Consider the following 21541-nt stretch of genomic DNA (forward strand, 5'->3'; position numbering starts at 1 on the left):
CAGTTATCCCTCGGATTACAATTATTAAATAAGGGGAGTGGGGAGTGGGGAATAGGGAAGAAATATTTTCCTTTTATCAGTTCACCTTTCCCCTTACCCAAGGTTATTGACGGTTGAAGTATGTAGACTTATGTCAAGATTCGTCGTTAAGCAAATTTTGGGCGCAAGCTAGTTGCAGTTGAATGATTTCGCTCATTTGCTGACTGTAATCTTGTCTAGCTTGTAAAAAAGCAGTATGTGCTTTAGTTATCTTTGAATTATTAGCATTGAGCTTTTGATACTGAGTCTTATTTAAATCGAACATGCTGATGATGCTACTAATTTTTTGAGTTCTGACGGGTGAGGAGGAAAGAGAAATTGGCTGTCTAATTGCGCTTGACTCAGAAGATTGTAATTGTTCTTTCGGTTCAAAAACGTTATCAATGATATTTTTCGGTTTTACTTCTTCTGACAGAGGCAAGATGTTAGAGGAATGACTTTCTTCTTGGGTTATATGGTTGGAAGTGTTAAGAAAATCTGTGATTTCAGATTGTTGGGGATTAGGTATGTTTGGATGCTGTATTTTGAAGCGTTCGCCCTTGGCGTTGGCGCAGCCATCGCTCCTAAGATCCCCAGTAAAATCTTCAAAAAGTTTGCGATTTTCTTCGCTCAAAATTGTAGCAGCGATCGCTTTACCGCCCAAGGTAACTGTTCTCAATGTTGCTTTACTTGAATTAGCCGTTTCTTGGGCTTTACTATACAGTGGTGATAAATCTACGTTCACCTGATGACTGAGTAGTTTTGCTAATGCTTTGACCATCGAAGCATGGTCATCCATCCCTCTACGATTTAGAGAGACTGTAATGTGTTCTTTGTTGCCAAGAATTTTATCAATCCATCGCGAACAAACACTACCTGCGCCTGCTTCTAGAAATATTTTCACACCATCATCGTGGACACGATTTACCAATCGGGGAAAATCAAGCTCTTGGCACAATCCTTTAGCGATGTTATGCGCGATCGCATCTCTTTCGAGTGCAACTGGTTGATAATCGGCGGCAGAATAAAACACAATCCCAGGAAGATTTTGTGATGGTAAGCTGTTTACCTTCTTGATTTCCTCGAACTGCGATCGCATCGCTTCACAATGTATCACATGGTCGAAGGGAGCGGGGAAAGAATTGCAACCTAAAGTCGCAATCACTCGCTTACAGGCGGCATCTTCACCAGCAATTAATACTTCTTCTGGTGTGTTGATTTGAGTTAAGTAGACGTGATTTTCATGTTTCAGGCATTCTCTAACTTGAGATGGAGTAGCCATGAGAACATAGGTATTCCAAAAATTGTTGTTTGGTGAATCTGTTAATCCCCAATATTCACGCACAGCATTTTTAGGCCCAGATAACTTATCGCCAAATAAAGGTGATGAGTTTAAGGTATTACTTCCACCTTCAAAATCACTCCAAACCCCTTGGGCAACCATCATGCTAGTTTCACCCAAGCTATACCCAAAAACGCATTGCGGCTTGACTTTAAAATCATCTCGGAAAATTGCTGTCATGTATCTAGCAAAGGCGATTTCACTTTCAAACATTGCCAGTGAATCATCTAACAATTGCTTTTCGAGTGTTTCTAATTGCCTGGTTGTCAATTTAGGTAAGCTTCTGGGATAAACCAACTTTTCAACATCGGCAGCCCGGTTGTAGAGATTGTTACTTTTTAAGTCCTCGAAAACTTTCGGAAATAACCGGAAGACGGTACGACCAATGCCAATATAAGAATTGACTGCTGCGGGATAAACATAAGCAACGGCTCCAGTTTTACCCAATGGTTTCGCAGTGAAATAACTACCTATTGGTGTTTGCCAATCTGTACCGTTTTCAAAAGCATTATTTACACCTTTCCGAGCAGATTCAATTTCTTTAAGTAGTTCTTTTGTATTACGTCCTGTGATTGATAAGACGTATTTTGCATCAGATTGCTGTTGAAAGGTAGCGAATGTTTGGCTAGCGGTAGCTGATAAAGAAGAACTAGCTTCAATGGATTTTTGAAGATGGTTTAGGATATCGGGTATAGTGGAGCGATCGCTAATTGCGATGGGAAACAGATGAAAAGGCATTTGTTGCAAATATCTGTTGTCCCGCTCCTCTTGGCTAGGTTCCTCCGATAAGATTAAATGGGCGTAACTGCCATCTATACCCATGCTATTAATTGCTGCTATTCTGCGTGTACCGCCTTTATCGACAAACCAGGGTCTTGATTCCATCGCCACATAGAAAGGACTACCTTCCCATACTTGCGGTGTTTTGACACCAGACCATTTGGGTGTGGCGGGAATATACCTGTAATAAAGACAGAGAGCAGTTTTGATTAAGCTAGCAATTCCCGATGCTGTATAGGTGTGGCCGATATTGGCTTTGACACTACCCAATGCACAATGCAAACCATTACCCACTTTCGGATAAGCTTGCAGTAAACCTGTGATTTCGGCTTCATCCTGCTGGGGAACGCCACTACCGAAGACTTCCACATAGTTAACTTCTGTGGGTTGAATCTCTGCCATCTCAAAAGCTTGTTTGCAGACATTGCTGATAGCTGAGGCATCAGATTTTACCAAAGCGTCACTCAAAGTAGAATTACCTTGTGCGAAACTCATGGCATCAATTACTGCATAGATGCGTTCATTATCTTCTTTAGCAGCTTCGTAGCGCTTGAGGACGACAGCACCCGCACCTTCCCCAACCGTCCAGCCATTAGCTTGCTGGTCATAACCCAACGTATTTACACCCGTATTAATTGGTGCAAATTGGCTGCGGAACAAGACATTTTCCACACCACCTGCTAAATCTACTGCACCAACAACCACCGCGTCTACTTCTCCGGTAGCGAGTAGCATTTGGGCAACTTCCAACGCCTTGAGGGCAGAATTTTCGCCAGCGCTGACAGTGAATGCAGGGCCAGTGAAATTCCACAAAGCAGAAATCCGACTCGCCATGATGTTGGCGATGTGACTGACATATTCGCCGATTTCTACTGGTTGGTGAATGCTATCTTTGACAATGGTTTCCAGTTGGGAAAGCTGTTCAGCAGGTAGAGAAATTCCTTGGTTGAGTAAACCATCCTTAACTTGCCAAGAGAGATTCCATCTTTGCTGTAGCTGATGCACAGAGAATTCTGTCTCGGCGGCGACAATCACTGCCACATTGCCACCTTCCTGTAGTTTCGCATCTTTGACGGCGCGATCGCTAACTTTCAGAAGCAACAATTGTTGTGGATTTAACTTCTCAATTTCATTCGGTGGGATTTTGCACGATAAAGTATCGATTTCAAAATCCTTGATATATGCCCCTAATGGTGCTTTTCCGTCTGCTAAACCGTACTCTTTCAGAACACTTTCTTGATTTTCTATACCATGCCATCTTTGAGGCGGTAGGGAAGTAAAATGTTGTGTTCCATCATAAATACTCCGTTCAAAAGCATCTAAGCCATTGCAGTTACCAAAAAAGGCATCCATGCCAACAATGGCAACTTTGGTAGGTGGAACAGATGGAGTTGATTCAACTAATTCTGCTGTAGTTCCTTGTTCTAAAATCAGATGAGAATTAGTGCCACCAAAACCAAAAGCGCTAATAGCTGCCCGTTTTATTGATGCGTTATTATTGGGCCATACTGTAGCTGTTCTAACAATCTTGTCGGCGCAAATTGTACCATTTTCTGATGTTAAAGGTTCCGAAACGTTCATGGTTGCTGGAATTACACCATGAAACATACTCAAAATAACCTTAGTCAAGCCAACCATGCCGGCAGCAGTTAACAAGTGACCAGTATTTGCCTTAGCAGAACCTACCAGAGGCGCAGCTTGATTTTGACCAAAGAATGTTTCTATGGAGTTAAATTCGGTTGTATCTCCTAGTAATGTGCCGGTGGCGTGACACTCTAGATAATCGATGGTTTTGGGACTAACTTTTGCCTCGTTATAGGCTCGTTCAAAAGCTAAAACTTGCCCTTTAGGATTTGGACTCAGTAAATGTTTACCTTTGCCATCATTTGATAGTCCATTACCGCAAATGGTAGCAAGAATATTGTCACCATCTCTAACAGCATCAGAATATCTTTTCAGCATTACCATCCCAACACCATCGGCGGGAATTAGCCCTCTAGAGGATTTATCTAAGGGGCGACTAATACCGTTTTCTGCATACCCTTGAACACCAGAAAATAACATCCGCACAAATAGCGAATCTGCACAACTGATAGCTCCAGCTAACATTACATCAGCTTTGTGTGACCACAAGTAATGAGATGCTAGTTTAATCGCATAAAATGATGATGAACAAGCAGCATCCAGACATAAATTAATCTGAGATAGAGATAAAGCTTGAGCTACGATAGATGCTGGTAAACCAGATATCATGGCATTGTATAAAGATGCTTTGGTTGCACTTGGTAAAGCGGCTAAATCAAAGTCTTCATACTGCAAAAGTTCTTTGACAGCAGGAGTAATAGCTTTCTGGTAAATGGATGAGAATAATTGATTAGATAATTTTGTCGGGAATGACAAATTACCTAAAATTACGCCACATTTTGCCAGAACAGTTTGATTACCCCAATAACCACTTTGTTCAATTGCTTGTTTAGCGGCATACAATGACCATTTGAAGGTGTTATCTAAACCAGCAACAAATTCTGATGGTAGATTGTATTCAGATGGATTAAACTGGAAGTTGCGGATATAACCGCCTTTGAGAGAATAGGTTTTGTCTGGTGTACCTTTAACTGGATTATGAAAGATTGTCGGATCTACTCCAATTTCTTCGACGGTTGCAGAGGATGTCGAATCTTTTTGATTAACGATATTTTGCCAGTATTCTTCAGGATTATTTGCATCGGGGAATAGGCATGATAATGCGATGATGGCTATTTTTTCCACGATTTATATGCTCCGAGTTTGGGTATTTAGCAAGAGATAATTAAAAGGCAGGATTTACGCTGTTCCCCAAACTTTAAACGAGGCAAGTTATAGCAATCCTAAGATTAAGCTAGCTTTGATAGTTTGCAGTAAAGACTTTATTGCTTAATACAAGATTTCTAGCAGATTCTCTGCGCTCCTTTGCGTTTCCCTTTGCGAACCTTTGCGTTTAAATTTAAACCCTAAATTCGCCACGAATTTACGCAAAGCTGTACTTGTAAAATAACCATTAAAGTCCTTACTACAAACTTTGAATTTCACAGATTACTAGCTTCTAAGCATTTTCATTGACCAAATAATGGCATGAGCGCCGAGCATTCGTGAATAGATTTTACCTTGGCGGTCGTGTATGATAAAGTTTGCGATCGCACTACTTGGTGTCTTAGCTAGTACTTCACAAGAAACGTAAAATGTTTCGTTATGTGGTATCATCGCAAATTGTTCAAATTTTTCTACTTTCCCAGGTAAACAACCTTCTTCATGAAAGTGTTGTGTCCAAACCCATAAGGCGTGCATACTCAAGTCTGTTGTGTAAGGATTTACCCATTGCACAGGGAATTGTCCTTGTTGTTGGGGGCTGAGTTCTGGCCACAAACATTCTGTAGTAATTTTTTCAGGGCTGATGTTTAAAACTCTTTTGATTTCTTGAAAAGCCGGGCCGTGAAATAATGTGGCTCCACCATTTTGGTAAAAATCTTTTCCTGTAGCGGTGATGATATTATCTTCTTCGAGATTGAGAGATTCATAAGTGGGTACATCTGGCATTTCTCGCTGGAGATTGAGTTGAGCGCTAAAATGAAAATGGATTCTGCCTTCCGGATTTTTACTCGAAATTTTGGCTTTAAGTTCGATTCTTTCAAGATTAACTTTAGAAATCTCTTCTATTTCTAAAATATGTTCCTTCGCTAATGTCTCATTGAAAGTAATCCCCTTCAAAACTTTAAAGTCTTTGTAATTAAACAACCGATAACCGGGATATAATTGTTCACAAGCATTGATAATCCAGGTCATTGCACAAGTTGCTGGTAAAACTGGAGAACCAGCAATAGTATGATCGTGTAAAAATGGATTAGCCTCCAATGTCATTTGGCGACGAATACGATAGGTTCGTAGTTCTGAATCTAACTCCGCCGCAAGTGGAACTAGTGGACTACCAATAACAACTTGTGAGGTTGCATGATTGGTATGATCCATTTCTTTCACGAGCATTTGTGCCCCAACTGCAATAGGAATTATTTCGATTTTCCGCTCTTGAAAAATCTTCTTTAATTCTGCTGTCACCATGCCACTATCCCAAGCGCCCCAGTTGATAGCGACTACGTGACATGAAGGATAGCTTTGCTTAAATATATGGGCTGATTTGTTCAGAATTTCATTTGCGATCGCATAATCAGATTGTCCGGGATTTCCGTAAAAGCCTGTTACGGAAGAAAACAAAACTAAATGCTGAAGTTGATTTGGATTAACGCAAGCCAGGAGGTTTTCTAAACCTTGAACTTTAGCGGTGTAAACTTTTTCAAAATCATCTTCTGTTTTCTTTTCAATTAACTTATCAGCTAAGTTTCCAGCGCCGTGGATGATTCCGGTAATTGGGCCGATATTTTGCACAGCAGTGGCAAGTTTTTCTTGTAAAGCTTGCGTATCTGTAACATCGACACTAATATATTCTGCTTTAGCTCCAGTTTTTTCAATTGCTGCTAGAGTCTTTTTAATTTCGCGGCTAGAGGTAATTTTGTTATATATTTTTTGCACATTCATGGGTGTGGGCTTCTCTCCTTGAGAAAGAAGATTTTCCATGATGCATTTTTTCAATGCGGATTCATCAGAATTTTGAGCATAATCTGGCTCGGTTTCTAATAGTTCGGAGCGACCGAGGAGGATAAATTTACAGGGTTGCTGTTGGGCTAATCTGATAGTACACTCAGCCGTAATCCCTTTTGCACCGCCGCTCACGACAAAGACAGATGATGGACTAAGCTGGGCTGTTTGTGTCATAAATCCTCGTGAATACCTGCGTAAATTGGATTTGATGTGTAACTTATTTTTGAAACCCCACTTCCATTCCTCTCCCCCACAGGGCTACGGTGTATATGCAAGTCTGAAGTAGCTGATTAACCAGGGTTTTACCCCACCCTAACCCTCCCCTTGTAAAGGGGAGGGAACTAGATTTCCTGTTTCCCCCCTTTATAAGGGGGGATTAAGGGGGGTAATTCGACTTGTGTGTACACCGAGGCTTTGATTCTTACTCCCTAACGCTAGTAGGGAAGGGGTTGGGGGTTAGGTTCGAGATAAAGTTGCACACAACATTAATCAACTTTTTAATCGGCGATAATGGTGACTCGTCCTTGTGAGCCGTAGCCAACTTCACTTATATAAAGGTTGGGGTCGTGAAGTTCGGCGATGATGTTTTGTACTGATTGTTTAGCATCAAGTCTGGGACTTAAATCGATCGCACGAGTAAATACTTTTGGCCATTCCCATCTCAGAGTTTTGGTTAATCCGAATAAACCAGCGCCGATCGCACCGAAGTTGACTTTGTACTCTAAACCGAAGGCTCCATCAAGGTGAGCTACTGTGCAGAAACAACTACGTCCATGCTTTGCAGCTTCATTGAGGGAGGGTTTGAGGTGTTTCGCCATCAAAAATACGTGCTTGACGATCGCCTTTTCTGATTCGTTATAAGAAATACTCCCGGTGTGATTTCCTACAAACATCGGATGGAGATGGATAAAGGCCCCAATCGCTCCGCAGTGAGATGCGATCGCTTGCAATTGTTGTTGAAGATGTTCTTCACTCAAGTTTGCTAAGGTGACGCGGGTTACTCCTGCGGGTAAGGGCGCTTGTTGGGCGATGAGCGATTGGGGGAAGCTGATAACTACTACTTTCCAGCCTTTCTCGATTAGGGATTCAGTTAATTTGTAGGTGGTGAGGGAACCATCATCGGTGATTAAACCGATGTGTCCCTCTGGTAACGTGAAATCCAAATAATCGGGCTGTGGTAAGCTTCTGAGTTTGACCGGATGGCGCTGGATAGTATGCTCTAATTCCGGTGGTTGTTGGACAAACTCAGGCTCAGATTTTTTTTTTTCACCTCCAGCCAACTGCTGTAGGTAATCGACTATTTGACCGATGGTGCGGAGATCGCCGAGTTCTTCGATATTCGGTTTGGGTAAGTTGGGGTACATTTCTTGCATCGCCCCTAAAATTTCTACCCGTTTGATAGAGTCAATCCCTAAGTCGGCTTCCATGTCCATTTCCAGTTCCAGCATCTCGACTGGATAGCCGGTTTTATCGCTGGTGATAGCTAACAGGGTTTCACCTAAGTTTGCAAATTCATCACTTGTAGCGGGAGCGGCTTCTGGTTCTGGGGTGAATGCAACAACCACGCTTGGTTCGGGTGCAACGACTACCTCAACTACTGGTGCAGCCTCTACTGCAATCTCGGTTGCTTGTTGTACTTCGTGAACTGCAATTTCTACAGTAATACTTTTGGAAGCGTGGGATTGCAGATACTCTACAACTTGACCGATGGTGCGTTTTTCTGACAGTTCTTCTAAATTGGGCTTGGGTAGGTTGGGGTACATTTCTTGTAGCGCCCCCAAGATTTCCACCCGTTTGATGGAGTCAATTCCTAAATCAGCCTCCATATCCATGTCCATTTCCAGCATCTCGACTGGGTAGCCGGTCTTATCGCTGGTGATGGCTAACAGGTTTTTATCCAAGTCAACAATATCGATGGTTGCGCCAGATACAGGTGCAGCAGTTGTGGGTGCTGGCTCTGGGGTGAATGCAACAACGTCGTTGGCTGGAGGTGAGCTAATTTTGACTACAACTTCAGGTTGGGGTTCTACTACTGGGACAGGTGGCTCTACTGTCTCGACAGTTGCGAAATGCGGTGTGGGTAGTAGAGACGCGATCGCTCGTGTCTCTGGAGATACAGGAGTTTCAACTACAGGCTCTACAGCAGGCGGCAGAGGTTCTTGAGTAACATTTAAGCCGTTTTTAGCTACAGGCTCAGTTACAGGCAAAGGCTGGCTTTCTACTATCTTGGCAGTAGGAGGTACTGGTGCATCACTAACAGTTGTTTCTGTTGTGAATGGGATGAAATTGCTTATCTCTGTTAATTGGGTTGCTCCCTCACCTGAGATGACTAGAGAATACTCTTGCTGGATGAGTTGGAAAAAGCTCTTAGTATATTCCAACTGCTCTTGAAGATATTGCTCATGGATGCGTAGGGTTTCACCTTGTTGGGAATGAAACTGCATCATGCTACGCTCTAGGCTTTCCATGACAACTAGCTTCATTTTGGCAGTTTCGGCTGTTGATTTACTTTCACTCAACAAGGAATTCTGCTGCTGCATCAGTTGGAAAAACGCTTTGGCGTATTCCATTTGATGGTTGAGATAAGTACCGTGAACTTGTAAATTCTCAGCTTGATTTTCCTGGAACTGTGTCAGGAGGTATTCTAAACTTGCTAAAAGTTGTTCGTAATTTGTAAGTTTTTCTGGCGTTGGTTGCATCTTAGATTCCTGGACTGGTTGTGACAGGGTAACAGGATTCATCTGTTGCTCTGGCTGGGTGATGATACTAGCAGTCACACCGTTCATTGCTGGGGTAAGTTTTTTATGTCCGTTAGTTTCTATCACTGCTACAGGTGGAGTTACACCTGGGCTGCTAAACAAAGGAGCCGCATCAGAATATTCGGGTGTAGGTAATGTGACTTTGTGCCCATCCTGCAAAGCTTGAGCGAAGGCATTTTTCGTTTTTTCGGATCTGTAGTTTATCCCGTTTAAACGGACATTTAATGTCTTCTTCGTCTCAATTGGGGGGATGGTTTGGGGAAGTTGGTAAGGATCGAGGTTATTCAAAGCCATACCTATCACCCGCAACTGCACAACTGCTTCTCGTAAAGAGCGATCGCTATTCTTCTGAACGCTAGGGTTCAAAGATACGGTGATGTGTGGGCGATCGCCAAGAATCTCTTTGACTAAGTTACTAAGAATTCTCCTCGGCCCAAATTCCACAAAACAAGTACCACCCGCCGCATAGATATTTTCAATTTCCTGCTTAAACAGCACTGAATTGGAAAGATGGCTTTCGAGGATTTTTTGAATACCTTGGGCTTCTTTAGGATACTGCTTACTGGTAACGTTGCTGTAAACAGGGATTTTGGGACTTTGGAATTTGACAGACTTGGTGGCGATCGCAAATGATTTCTGAGCAAAGGCGATTAGGGGTGTATGGAATGCTGCTGAAACAGGTAGCAATACAGCTGTATATCCTTTCTCGTGTAAAGCCTCTTTGATTCTCGCTATTTCTGCGGTAGGCCCAGCCAAGACAAATTGAGTCGGAGAATTTTGATTAGCGATCGCAACTTGCGGAAAATGTCTCAGCACTGCTTCTACTTTGCTGATGTCTTCCTTGACAGCCAGCATACTACCCGCATCATGATCTGGATCTTCCGGTGCAGCCATTGCTTGACCCCTAGCTTTCACTAAGAACAAGTAATCTTCTGTACTCAAAACCCCCGCAGCCCATAGTGCGGTTAATTCACCAAAGCTATGTCCCGCCACAAAATCTGATTTAAACCCAGCTTGTTGCAGGATGCTGTACATCCCTGCACTCAACACCCCGATAGCTGGTTGAGCATATTCTGTGCGTTGTAAGGCAGCAATTTGGACATTTTTTTCTGCCTCTCCAAACACAGGATGAGGAAAAACGATTTCTGACAACGGTTGCAAATTATCTTTGAGCAACAGGCTATCCATATAACCATGAAGACGGCGCATCAAAGGAAAATTCATCACCAGTTCGCGTCCCATCTCCAAGTATTGCGAACCTTGACCAGAAAATAGAGAGACAACTTTTCCGCCCAATTCCATACCAGAGGAACGGTAATAAATCCCTTGGGGATGCTCCCAAGATGCTGCTGACCCTTTGAGTTTCAGCCAGTCAATGCTAGTTTGCAGCAACTTACAAGCTTCTTCCAGATTCTCAGCTACAAACCCAAATCTGGCAGCAGAAAGGGGAATTTGTTGTGATTTGCACTCATTGACTAATTGTGCGTAATGTGTAGGTGCTTCAGGCGATCGCAACTTACCTAAAATCTCTTCCGATTTGCTCAACAATTGGTCTACTGTAGGAGCAAACAACAGCACTTCACTAGCATCACTATGTAAGCGGTAAGCGGCGTTTTGGTCAGCTTCATATTCTTCCAAAACAACGTGATAGTTGGTTCCGCCAAAGCCAAAGGAACTTACACCTGCGCGTCTTGGTGCTTCCCCTTCTGGACGAATCCAAGGTCTGGTTTCAGTATTCAAATAAAAGGATGAATTTTTAATGTTGAGTTTGGGATTCGGCTCAGTGATGTTAATTGTGGGCGGTAATACTTTGTGATGTAAAGCCAAAGCAGTTTTAATCAAACTTGCCGCACCCGCAGCCGCTTTTGTGTGTCCGATTTGCGATTTCACACTACCCAAAGCGATGTGCTGCTTTTTATCATCATGGACATCAAAGAAGTCTTTTAAAGAACCGAATTCTGTCGGATCTCCAGCCATTGTACCAGTACCATGTGCTTCCATCAAACCAACAGTAGCGGGAGAGAAGCCGGCATCTTCATAAGCGCGTTCTAAAGCTTTAACTTGACCTTCTTTGCGAGGAGCATAAATGCTCTTGTAACGCCCATCGCTGGAAGTACCAATACCTTTAATTACGGCATAGATTTTATCGTTGTCCCGTTCAGCATCTTCCAAACGTTTCAGGACAATCATCCCGATACCTTCACCCAGCATCATCCCATCAGATTTAGCATCAAATGGTTTGACATTTTCACTAGGAGAAACCGCCGGTGTTTTGCTGAATGAGATGTAAGCCATGATAGTGTTGTCGGTATCAACACCACCAGTCAGCATCATGTCAGAACGATGCTCAACTAGTTCGCTGATTGCCATTTTCAAAGCACCAAAGGAACTAGCGCAAGCCGCATCAACAACACAATTCATCCCGCCAAAATTTAGGCGATTGGCAATTCTACCCGCGACTACGTTAGCTAACATTCCAGGGAAAGCGTTCTCATCCCATTTCACATAAGCGCTTTTGATTTTATCAACAATTTTTTGGGTATCTTCGTCAGATAAACCACTGCTTTTAAGCGCTTTTTCCCAAATCGGATATTCCAACCTGGCAGAAAGTGGCATTCCTAATTGCTTGGCCATAGCCACGCCTAAGATGACACCAACCATCTCGCGGTTAAATTCGCGTTTTTCGCCATAACCTGCATCTTCCATCGCCTCTTTCGCAACCAATAAACTTAATAGTTGCGATACATCTGTGACTTCTAAAATGCTAGGTGGTATGCCGAATTCCATCGGGTTAAAATCTACTTCTGGAAGAAATCCACCTCTTTTACAATAGGTTTTATCTTCAGTAGTTCTAGGATTCGGATCGTAATAATCTTCGACGCTCCAGTGAGTCGAAGGAACATCAGTAATACAGTCAATTTTGTTTACTATATTTTGCCAGTACTCCCGTAAATTTCTAGCTTGAGGCAATAGAGAAGCCATCCCAACGATGGCAATAGGATTATGTTGTAATTGTCTGTTAATTCTGTTGATTGACACTGATTTATCTGATTTATCTGACTTCATGTTTTTTTCCTCTATAGACCTCATCACAGCCTTTTCACAATTATTGATAAGGCTCTCTAACTCCGCTAAGGCAGTATTAATTGAATAAGCAGACATAGGACATAGTTAGTACTGTGGATTGTGTAGTTACAGTAATTTCTGTTGCCTACTAAATAATGAAAATCTCTCGTCTTGTAAGCAGCTAGCTATCCTATCTGTGCTAAATGCTTTTCTCCAAATCGACACCACACGACACATACTGCCCTGACAAAGCCTTAGATTTATAGGCGATTTTGGCACACTGCATAGGCGTAGCCCGTCGTAGACATCGCGAAAAAATGTTATCCAACGCTAGACTCTTGATATTGTGGCAATCGGTCGATGACGTTGTTAAAACTGGTAAAATAGTCTTGGAGTGTAATAGCTGCTTGACCAGTGAATTCAATCCATTTGTAATAGTAGAGATTTGGAGCAATGGTATCCTACTGGAGCGAGAAAAACTGAGGAGTAGCTAAGGAAACAGAAACGTTTTTTTCACTCGAAACCGTTTGATTATCTAGCCTAAACACAGCAATATAGCTGGTGTTAATAAAAACGTTCTGTATCTCAATCAAGGTCATAGCTAGTTTTAACGTCCAGGATAATATATTTTATGGTATATGACCTAGTAAAGTTGACAATTTCGTTACAGAAAAGACACCGCCTTTAATCCGAGTTTATGCAAGTTGGAAAAGTAATTAAACGATCGCTAGATAATGACAACGCAGTTATTTTTAGTTATTTTTTAATTTCAAAATATTAATTAAATAACTAGTTTGTTTAACCACTTTAAAGCATTGAATTAATAAAAATACTAGCATACTTTACAAAAACTAAATCATTCCTTTAAACTTATTTTATAAATAACCATATACTCTTACTGATAGAATTTTTGAATAAATTTAGCCTAAAAGTATAATTTATAACTAAATAAATATGTGAAAAATTTTGTTACCTACGGGTTAAACATAAATATTCTCTTGGTTAAGTTAACACTACAAATCTGTTGTCTAGTAAGTAACAATTCAATGAATACATATATAAATGCAATAACTACAAGTATTGTTTCTCAGAAAAGCATCATAATTGAGTCAAAGTTTTTGGTTATTTTTTAATATAAGTCAAGTTAAGAAGCAAAGTGGTTATTTATAAAGCAAATATTAATTTTAAGTATGTTGCTAGATAAACATAATATGAGTTAAATGAATTTTTAGTAAACAGTAAACTTAAACAAAGCTCAGGTTTTGCATCTTATCTACTACTGACATGATCTGCAATCAATAACAGAGCTAATAGCTTAAGTAAGGGCAATTCATCAATTACCCCTGCTACAAATCGCTATAAGAATGTCTTATATTACACAACCTCGATAATAATAATCTGTTAGTAATATCAAATCTGCTTAATAACGAACTATTTGTACGTATTCAATTGCTAGACAATAGATTAGCGATTGGTACATTTTTTTCAGCACCTTATCTGATTGTGATGAAATCTTTTAGTGAGAGAATCAGGACTTATGCAAATTCAATTAGTTGACAATAATCAACTTTTAGTCCATACTTGATAACAAGTTTATCCAGGTTTTGATCTCATTTTTATTAGCGCTTCGTTGTTATTTAGAGTTAAGTTTGCTGGCTAGCGCTATTGTATTTTACGCTACGGGATTAGATGACAAATTAGGATATAACTTAGGAAGCTTTGAAGTAACACGCCATTAATTTTCACGCCACAATACTAAGTTTGGGCGGTAAAAGCGTACAACAATTCATATAAAACCAATTTAGATCCATCCACGGAATTTAAGGTATAAATCTTAGAGGAAAAGCCCTCTTGGTAATTTGCGGATGAGTCTATTCTAATCGACTAAATATAACCAGGATATTCTCTAAAAAAGCAGAATTGGAATGAAAATATGGCAGTAAATAAAGAAAGTCGATTATTCAGAAAACCCGTAGGCCGATCGCAAGTAATTTTAGCAGCTTCTCTCACTTTAGCGGCTGGATTAATCGCTTTCTATAGTTTGACACCTTATTGGTCTAAAGCGAAAGTTGTGACAGCCCCAGCAAATCCTCCCAAAGCTGCCACGCCTGCGAAAGTTGCTGTGACAGCCTTGGGACGTTTAGAGCCAGAAGGCGAAGTTACTACTTTGACTGCTCCCACTTCTAATAATGGGGTGCGAGTAGATAGACTGTTGGTGAAAGAAGGAGATGCGGTTAAAGCAGGGCAATTACTGGCATATCTAGAAAACTATGGTCGTTCTAGAACCGCGTTGCAACAGGCTTTAGACAAACTCCAAGTTGCCAAAGCTAAACTAGCGCAGGTGAAATCAGGAGCTAAAACCGGAGATGTCGATGCTCAAAAGGCTGCGATCGCTCGTTTAGAGCCACAATATAAAGGAGACGTTGCGACACAACAGGCGACAATTGACCGCATCCAAGCGGAAGTAGACAACGCTCAAGCCGAGAATAATCGCTATCAGCAATTATATAGACAAGGTGCGATCGCGGCTTCTGTAGCAGATACCAAAGCTTTGCAACTAAAGACTACACAACAGCAGCTAACGGAAGCTCAAGCCACCCTCAAGCGAACTCAAGACACATTCCAAGAACAACGCAAGCAAGCAGAAGCACAACTCAAAAGTATTAGTGAAGTGCGTAGCGTAGATGTTCAAGTTGCACAAACCGAAGTCAATAGTGCCACAACTTCTGTTCAACAAGCAAAAGCCGACTTGGATTTAAGTTACATCAAATCTCCCATAAATGGCAAAATTTTGAAAATTCACGCCAAAACCGGAGAAGTAATTAGCACCAGCAGAGGATTTGCTGAGATAGGTAAGACATCTCAAATGTATGTGATTGCAGAGGTGTATCAAACCGATGTTCAAAAAGTACGTGTAGGACAAAAAGCCACCATTACCAGCACTGCATTTCCTGGAACAATAAAAGGAACTGTAAAAGAAATTGGTTGGCAAGTTGATAAACAAAGCATCTTTAGCCTCAACCCTGGTTCAGATACAGACCGCAGAATAGTGGAAGTAAAAATCTCCATTGATAATCCCGCCGATAGTGAAAAGGTCGCTCGTTTCACTAACTTACAAGTCGATGTCGCCATTCATATTTAGTCATAGAACATAGGTCATTCACAAATGACAAATGACCAATGACAAATAACAAATAATAAATAATAAATAAATCCATGATTTTAAAAATTCCTTTAGCATGGCTACAGCTAGCCCAACAAAAAGTTCGTTTATTAGTAGCTGTAGCCGGGATTGGCTTTATTGTGCTGCTAATGTTTGTGCAACTTGGTTTTCAAGATGCCCTCTATTCTAGTGCAACCGCAGTCCATCAGAATCTCAAGGGAGATTTATTTTTAGTTAGTTCGCAATATAAATCTTTGACCTCAAATCAAAGCTTTTCGCGGACTCGTTTATACCAATCTTTGGGGTTTGATGGCGTAGAGTCAGTTAGCCCGATGTATTTGCAATTTGCCAAACTAAAAAATCCGGCTACTAGTGAGAAATATTCAATATATGTTATTGGTTTCGATCCAGGTAGACCGGTGATGAATCTCCCAGAAGTAGAGAAAAATTTAGATAAACTCAAAATTCCCGATGTCGTGCTTTTTGATCGGGGTTCTCGCCCAGAGTTTGGCCCAATAGCTGAAAAATTTAATGCCGGAGATACTACACAAACAGTTGAAATATTTCCCTTCAATTCATTAATTGGCTATAAAGTGAGAATAGGCGGGTTATTCACATTAGGGCCTTCTTTTGGGGTAGATGGAAATTTACTTGTTAGTGACTCCACTTTCTTGAGGATAAATCCTAATACTCGTCCAGCAGATATGATAGATATTGGCTTGATTTCCCTCAAACCTGGTACTAATGCAGAAACAGTACTGAAAAATTTACAAGCAAGTTTGCCTAATGATGTCCAAGTTTTTACCCGCCAAGGCTTCATTGATTTTGAAAAAAACTATTGGGCTGTCAGAACACCCATTGGTTTTATTCTTAACTTGATGTTGACAATGGCTGCGGTGGTTGGTGTGGTTATTGTTTATCAAATTCTTTACAGCAATATTGCTACACAATTCGTTGCTTACGCCACTTTAAAAGCCATAGGTTATGCCAACAGCTATTTATTAAATGTGGTATTTCAGCAAGCCTTAATTTTGGCAATCTTAGGTTATATCCCAGGATTTATTACTTCTGTCTTGTTATATAGTTTTGCAGCAGAAGCAACTAAACTACCAATAGTTATGACCACTAATAATGCAGCGATCGTCTTAACTTCAACAGTCTTAATGTGTATAACATCAGGAGCGCTTGCTATCAATAAACTTCGCTCCGCAGATCCGGGAGATATTTTCTAGCTACTTGGTAGCAAAATAATTAAATTATTTTCCCATGATATAAACTGATATCTAAATATTAGTGCAGCCTCTCCACAAAGAAATTCTTCTTATACAAAGTTTAGATTTTAGATTAAGAGTATTTACCAATATTTAAGTTTGGTATTACTTAAAGTCTTTTATCTAACAATCAAATTCACCTATTTAACAATAATTTCGATTTTATGAACCTCAAAGACAAAACTCTCCTAATTACTGGAATTAATGAATTTGTCGGTTTGCGTACAGCCGAGTTAGCCATAGTGCAAGGGATGAAGGTTCGTGGACTACAAAGTTCTACAGAACAGAACAAACAATTACAGAATTTAGGTGTAGAGGTAATTATTGGTAGTATCACCGATTCTACTATTGCTCAAAAGGCTTGTCAGGGAGTAGATATCGTTTTACATACAGAGCAAATTGCTGAAGAAGCTGGTGCAATTAAGCATTTTCGTGATGTGAATGTTGGCGGTACTGTCAATATGGCTAAAGCTGCTAAACAAGCTGGTGTCAAAACATTTGTGCATTTATCTAGTGTGATGGTTTACGGTTTTAACTATCCTGATGGTGTTACAGAATCCGGGCCACTCTCTGGCGAAAATAATCCCTACTGTCAAACGAAAATCGAAGCCGAAACAGCACTTATAGAACTGAATAATCCGTCAGATTTTGGCATCATCATTATTCGAGCCGGAGATATTTATGGCCCTGGAAGTATTCCCTGGATAGTCAGACCAATTCTGATGATGCGCCAAAAATTATTTGCTTGCGCTAATGATGCTAAAGGAGTAATTAATCATGTATATATAGATAACCTGATTGATGGCATCTTTTTAGCGATGGAAAAAGAAATCTACGGTGAAATATTTAATATCACTGATGGACAAGAAACTTCCTGGAAAGAGTATTTTATGCGTTTAGCAGCAATGGAAGATTTACAAGCACCCCTTTCATTATCGAAAGATGAAATCAAATTGTTTCTAAAGCTACGCGTTCAAGGACAAAAACTGTTTCGTAAAAAAGTTGATATTTTACCAGAGTCTATAGATTTTATGACTCGTCCTTACGCTTGTTCCATTGCTAAAGCCCAAAATCTGTTAAATTACAAACCAACAATTGACCTAGAATTAGGAATGCAGCAAACACATGAATGGCTGCAAAAAACAGATATTCAAAGCTTGGTGAAATAGTTCACAGATTTTTGAGAATTCAGGAGTCAGGAATCAGAATGGGCTAAACGCCCCGCTATCGCTAACAGAGTAATTGCAAAATGAAGAAGCTAGAAGATACTTTATTTACTTGAAATGATTCAGCTTGGTATCAAAGTATCCTTAATCTTGACTCCTGAATTCTGAATTCTTACGTTGCGTCTACCTAACTACGATTAAGCAGAAAATAATCCACAGATTTTCCGAATACTTGTTTTCTATGAGTCGCAATCAGCCACGATTGAGCATCGGATTACCTGTGTACAATGGTGAAAAATTTCTCAAAGAAGCCATAGATTCACTCTTGGCTCAGACCTTTGAAGATTTTGAACTTATTATTTCAGATAACGCATCGACAGATAAAACTGAGGAAATTTGTAGAGCTTATGCCGAGCAAGACCAACGTATTTGTTACTACCGCAATGACACGAATATCGGTTGTGCTGGTAACTTTAATCGCGTCTTGAAACTGTCTTCGGGTGAGTATTTTAAATGGGCAGCTCATGACGATCTACATTCTCCAGATTTTATCAAGAAGTGTGTTGAAGTGCTTGACCAAGATCCTACTATAATCTTGTGTCACTCTCAGGCATATTTCATTGATGAACAGGGGAATTTTATCCAAAATTACGATATCAAAGTCAAGGCAGATGCACTAAAACCACAGGAGCGTTTTCACGAATTGCTGACCAAGCATTTATGCAACCAATGTTACGGGGTAATTCGCGCTAGTGCTTTGAAAAAGATACCACCTATGGGTGGCTATGGTAATGCAGATGGAATTCTTTTGTTAAGACTTGGTATTCTTGGTAGGTTTTATGAAATCCCTGAATACCTGTTTTTCTTCAGAAGTCATCCGCAACAATCAATGAGTATGTTCTTTCCCAATTATTTGTTGTTAACAAATAAAAACCAAAAATCATTCTTGAGTATGCTCCCCGATTTTTATGCATATACAGTGTGGTTTGATTCAGCAAAGAAAGGACAAATTTTATTCCCACATTGGAGAATAATCTGGGAGTATATACTCTCTATATGGCGTAGTCCCCTGAGTTTGAATGAACGGCTATGTTGTCATAGAAGTTTACACCAGCAGTTAAAAGGAACAGAATATCTTTTACTGAAAGATTTGCTAATAGTGCTGCCAAGACTTTGGAAAGGTTGGCGAAAAGCATCAATAGACCTCTTGCAAAAATCCTTGAATCACCCCTTCCCAACCCTCCCCTTGTAAAGGGAAGGGGGCAATATTTCAAGTTTCCCCTCAATAGATCGGGGAGCCACTGCGTTGCGGAGGTTCGCTCCGTTGTAGCAAGTGGCGTGGGATAAAGGGAGGTCTAATAAAAAAATAACAAACCACACTTTTAACGAATCAAAATTACCTATTCTGGTTACAAAATTATGCTGAAACTATCTCAACTATCTCATGTTTTCCTTGCTACTTTAGTGAGCATCAGCTTTGCTAAAACAGTGAACGCAGAGCCAACTGCAACACTTAATGTTGTAGTAAATGGAATACATCACAAAAAAGGTGAGATTTGCTTTCGAGTTTATGCAAATGAAAAAGGATTTCCAATGAATAGTACTAGTGAAGCTCAAAGTGGCTGCGCTAAAATTACTGGCACTTCTGTAAAAAAAGAATTCTTCGGTTTGAAGCCTGGAACTTATGCTGTCGCTGTAGTTGACGATCAAAATGGCGATCGCAAACTCAATAAAGACTTTTTCGGAATTCCTAAAGAAGGTTTTGGAATTTCCAAAAATCCAACTGTGTCCATACAAACAGGTACACCAAAGTTTCGTGATGCCAGTTTTGTTGTCAACAAAAATACAACAGTTAACATCATCATGAAATATTCGCTGGATTCGTAAAGGGAATGGGGAGTAGGGAGACAAGGGGACAAGGGGACAAGGGGACAAGGGGGACAAGGGGGAATTTTTGAACAACTCTCTCCCTTGTCTCCCCCCTCTTCCTTGTCTACCTTATCTCTTCTCAATGCCCCATGCCCAATCCCTCATTCTGTCGGAGATTAAAAATTTAATGGAAGATTTGGCAATATTTCTGTCTAAGTCTTTGATGGGTTGGCTGGTTATTCAGGTGTGTTTTACGCTTGTCTTTATATGGTATCTGCGCTCGTCTAAAAAAAACTTATTGCCAGACGATCAGCTACCGAAAACAGCAGTAATTCTTTGCTTACGCGGAGCCGATCCGTTTTTGCCGAGATGTTTGCGATCGCTCCTAAATCAAAACTATCCACAGTATGATTTAAAATTAATCGTTGATAGTCACGAAGATCCTGCTTGGAAAATTGCTAGTGAAACCATCACAGAGCAAGAAGCAACCAACGTTCAAATCAGCCCTTTGAGAATAGTACGTAACAGTTGTAGTCTCAAATGCAGTTCTTTAATCCAAGCTGTCCGAGAGTTGGACGACTCCTACAAGGTGGTTGCTTTAGTCGATGCTGATACTATAGTTCATCTCAATTGGCTCAGAGAATTAGTCAGTCCTCTAAGCGATGCGAAAGTAGGCGCAACAACCGGCAATCGGTGGTACGTACCAACAGGCAGGTATTGGGGTTCTTTAGTGCGGTACGTCGGCAATGTCTCTACAGTAGTGCAAATGTTTATCTTCCAGATTCCTTGGGGTGGAACTTTGGCTGTGAAAACAGAAGTGCTTCGCCAAACAGAACTGCTAGATAAGTGGGGACAAGCTTTAGGCGAAGATTTTATGATGCACGACATCCTGAAAAAACATGGTTTTCAGGTAAAGTTTGTGCCTTCGCTGCTAATAGTCAATCGTGAAGAGACTGATTTATTCAACTTAATAGACTATCTTAAGCGCCTTATCCTTTTTTCTCGACTGTATCATCCCCGCTGGTTGGCTCTTGTGAGTGAAGCTGTTTCTAGCATTTTGTTTCCGACTCTATTGTTCGTGTTAGTTCTAGAGTCGTTGTTAGAGGCAAAATGGGAAGCTGCGGCTCTGTTGTTAGGCTGCTATGGAGTTTACACTGTCGGATTACTCTTGATAATGCTCGTGTTGGAATTAGAGATACAGCGAGTGGTTCGCTCTAATGACCAGGCGATCGCCAAATTATCAGCTGCTACAATCATTAAAATGTTGATTGGGATTCCGTTGACACAGTGGGTTTATGGGTTAGCGATGCTATCATCTCTGTGGACATCAACAGTCACCTGGCGCGGTGTCAGCTATCGCGTGCAAGGGCCTTGGAATGTCCGCTTAGTGGAATATCGCCCTTATCAATGGTTGGATCAACCGATTAATAGCAAGGTTTCTCTTTGAATTAAATCGCTAAATATCAACTAGGGCATGA

Annotated in this window: 9 protein-coding genes and 1 pseudogene; 6 read left to right on the forward strand and 4 right to left on the reverse strand. The window is 40.7% G+C overall.

Annotation, left to right across the window (positions count from 1 at the left end; genetic code table 11):
• Nucleotides 1–133: 133 nt before the first annotated feature.
• From RM049_RS07340 to RM049_RS07355, 4 genes and pseudogenes are all read right to left on the reverse strand, one after another.
• A complete protein-coding gene (locus tag RM049_RS07340) occupies nt 134–4909 on the reverse strand; it encodes a PfaB family protein (RefSeq protein ID WP_322703687.1) in 4776 nt (1591 codons plus the stop codon).
• Between the two features lie 306 nt (nt 4910–5215).
• The gene (locus tag RM049_RS07345) at nt 5216–6943 is read right to left on the reverse strand and encodes an SDR family NAD(P)-dependent oxidoreductase (RefSeq protein WP_322703688.1); all 1728 of its coding nucleotides are present in this window, start codon (nt 6941–6943) and stop codon (nt 5216–5218) included.
• A 323-nt stretch (nt 6944–7266) separates the two neighbouring features.
• Nucleotides 7267–12690 carry a polyketide synthase gene (locus RM049_RS07350; RefSeq protein ID WP_322703689.1) on the reverse strand — a complete coding sequence of 1808 codons (5424 nt, stop codon included), beginning with the start codon at nt 12688–12690 and terminating at the stop codon, nt 7267–7269.
• Between the two features lie 224 nt (nt 12691–12914).
• Nucleotides 12915–13193, reverse strand: a pseudogene (locus RM049_RS07355) (hypothetical protein).
• A 1334-nt stretch (nt 13194–14527) separates the two neighbouring features.
• Here RM049_RS07355 and RM049_RS07360 point away from each other — a divergent pair.
• The 6 genes from RM049_RS07360 (at nt 14528) to RM049_RS07385 (ending at nt 21510) form a co-directional block, all read left to right on the forward strand.
• Nucleotides 14528–15736: an ABC exporter membrane fusion protein gene (locus RM049_RS07360; RefSeq protein WP_322703690.1), complete on the forward strand. Its 1209-nt coding sequence runs from the start codon at nt 14528–14530 to the stop codon at nt 15734–15736.
• A 74-nt stretch (nt 15737–15810) separates the two neighbouring features.
• Nucleotides 15811–16989 (forward strand): ABC transporter permease DevC, encoded by a 1179-nt coding sequence (gene devC, locus RM049_RS07365; protein ID WP_322684587.1) that lies wholly within the window; start codon nt 15811–15813, stop codon nt 16987–16989.
• Nucleotides 16990–17192: 203 nt separating this feature from the next.
• Complete coding sequence (locus tag RM049_RS07370) at nt 17193–18197, forward strand: NAD-dependent epimerase/dehydratase family protein (RefSeq protein ID WP_322703691.1); 1005 nt, start codon at nt 17193–17195, stop codon at nt 18195–18197.
• Between the two features lie 238 nt (nt 18198–18435).
• On the forward strand, nt 18436–19446 hold the full coding sequence (locus RM049_RS07375) for a glycosyltransferase family 2 protein (RefSeq protein ID WP_322670397.1): 1011 nt from the start codon (nt 18436–18438) through the stop codon (nt 19444–19446).
• Between the two features lie 167 nt (nt 19447–19613).
• Nucleotides 19614–20081 carry a DUF2141 domain-containing protein gene (locus RM049_RS07380; protein ID WP_322701810.1) on the forward strand — a complete coding sequence of 156 codons (468 nt, stop codon included), beginning with the start codon at nt 19614–19616 and terminating at the stop codon, nt 20079–20081.
• A 169-nt stretch (nt 20082–20250) separates the two neighbouring features.
• The gene (locus tag RM049_RS07385) at nt 20251–21510 is read left to right on the forward strand and encodes a glycosyltransferase family 2 protein (RefSeq protein ID WP_322703705.1); all 1260 of its coding nucleotides are present in this window, start codon (nt 20251–20253) and stop codon (nt 21508–21510) included.
• The last annotated feature ends 31 nt before the right edge of the window (nt 21511–21541 follow it).

This window comes from Nostoc sp. DedQUE04 (assembly GCF_034530995.1).
Taxonomy (GTDB): Bacteria; Cyanobacteriota; Cyanobacteriia; order Cyanobacteriales; family Nostocaceae; genus Nostoc.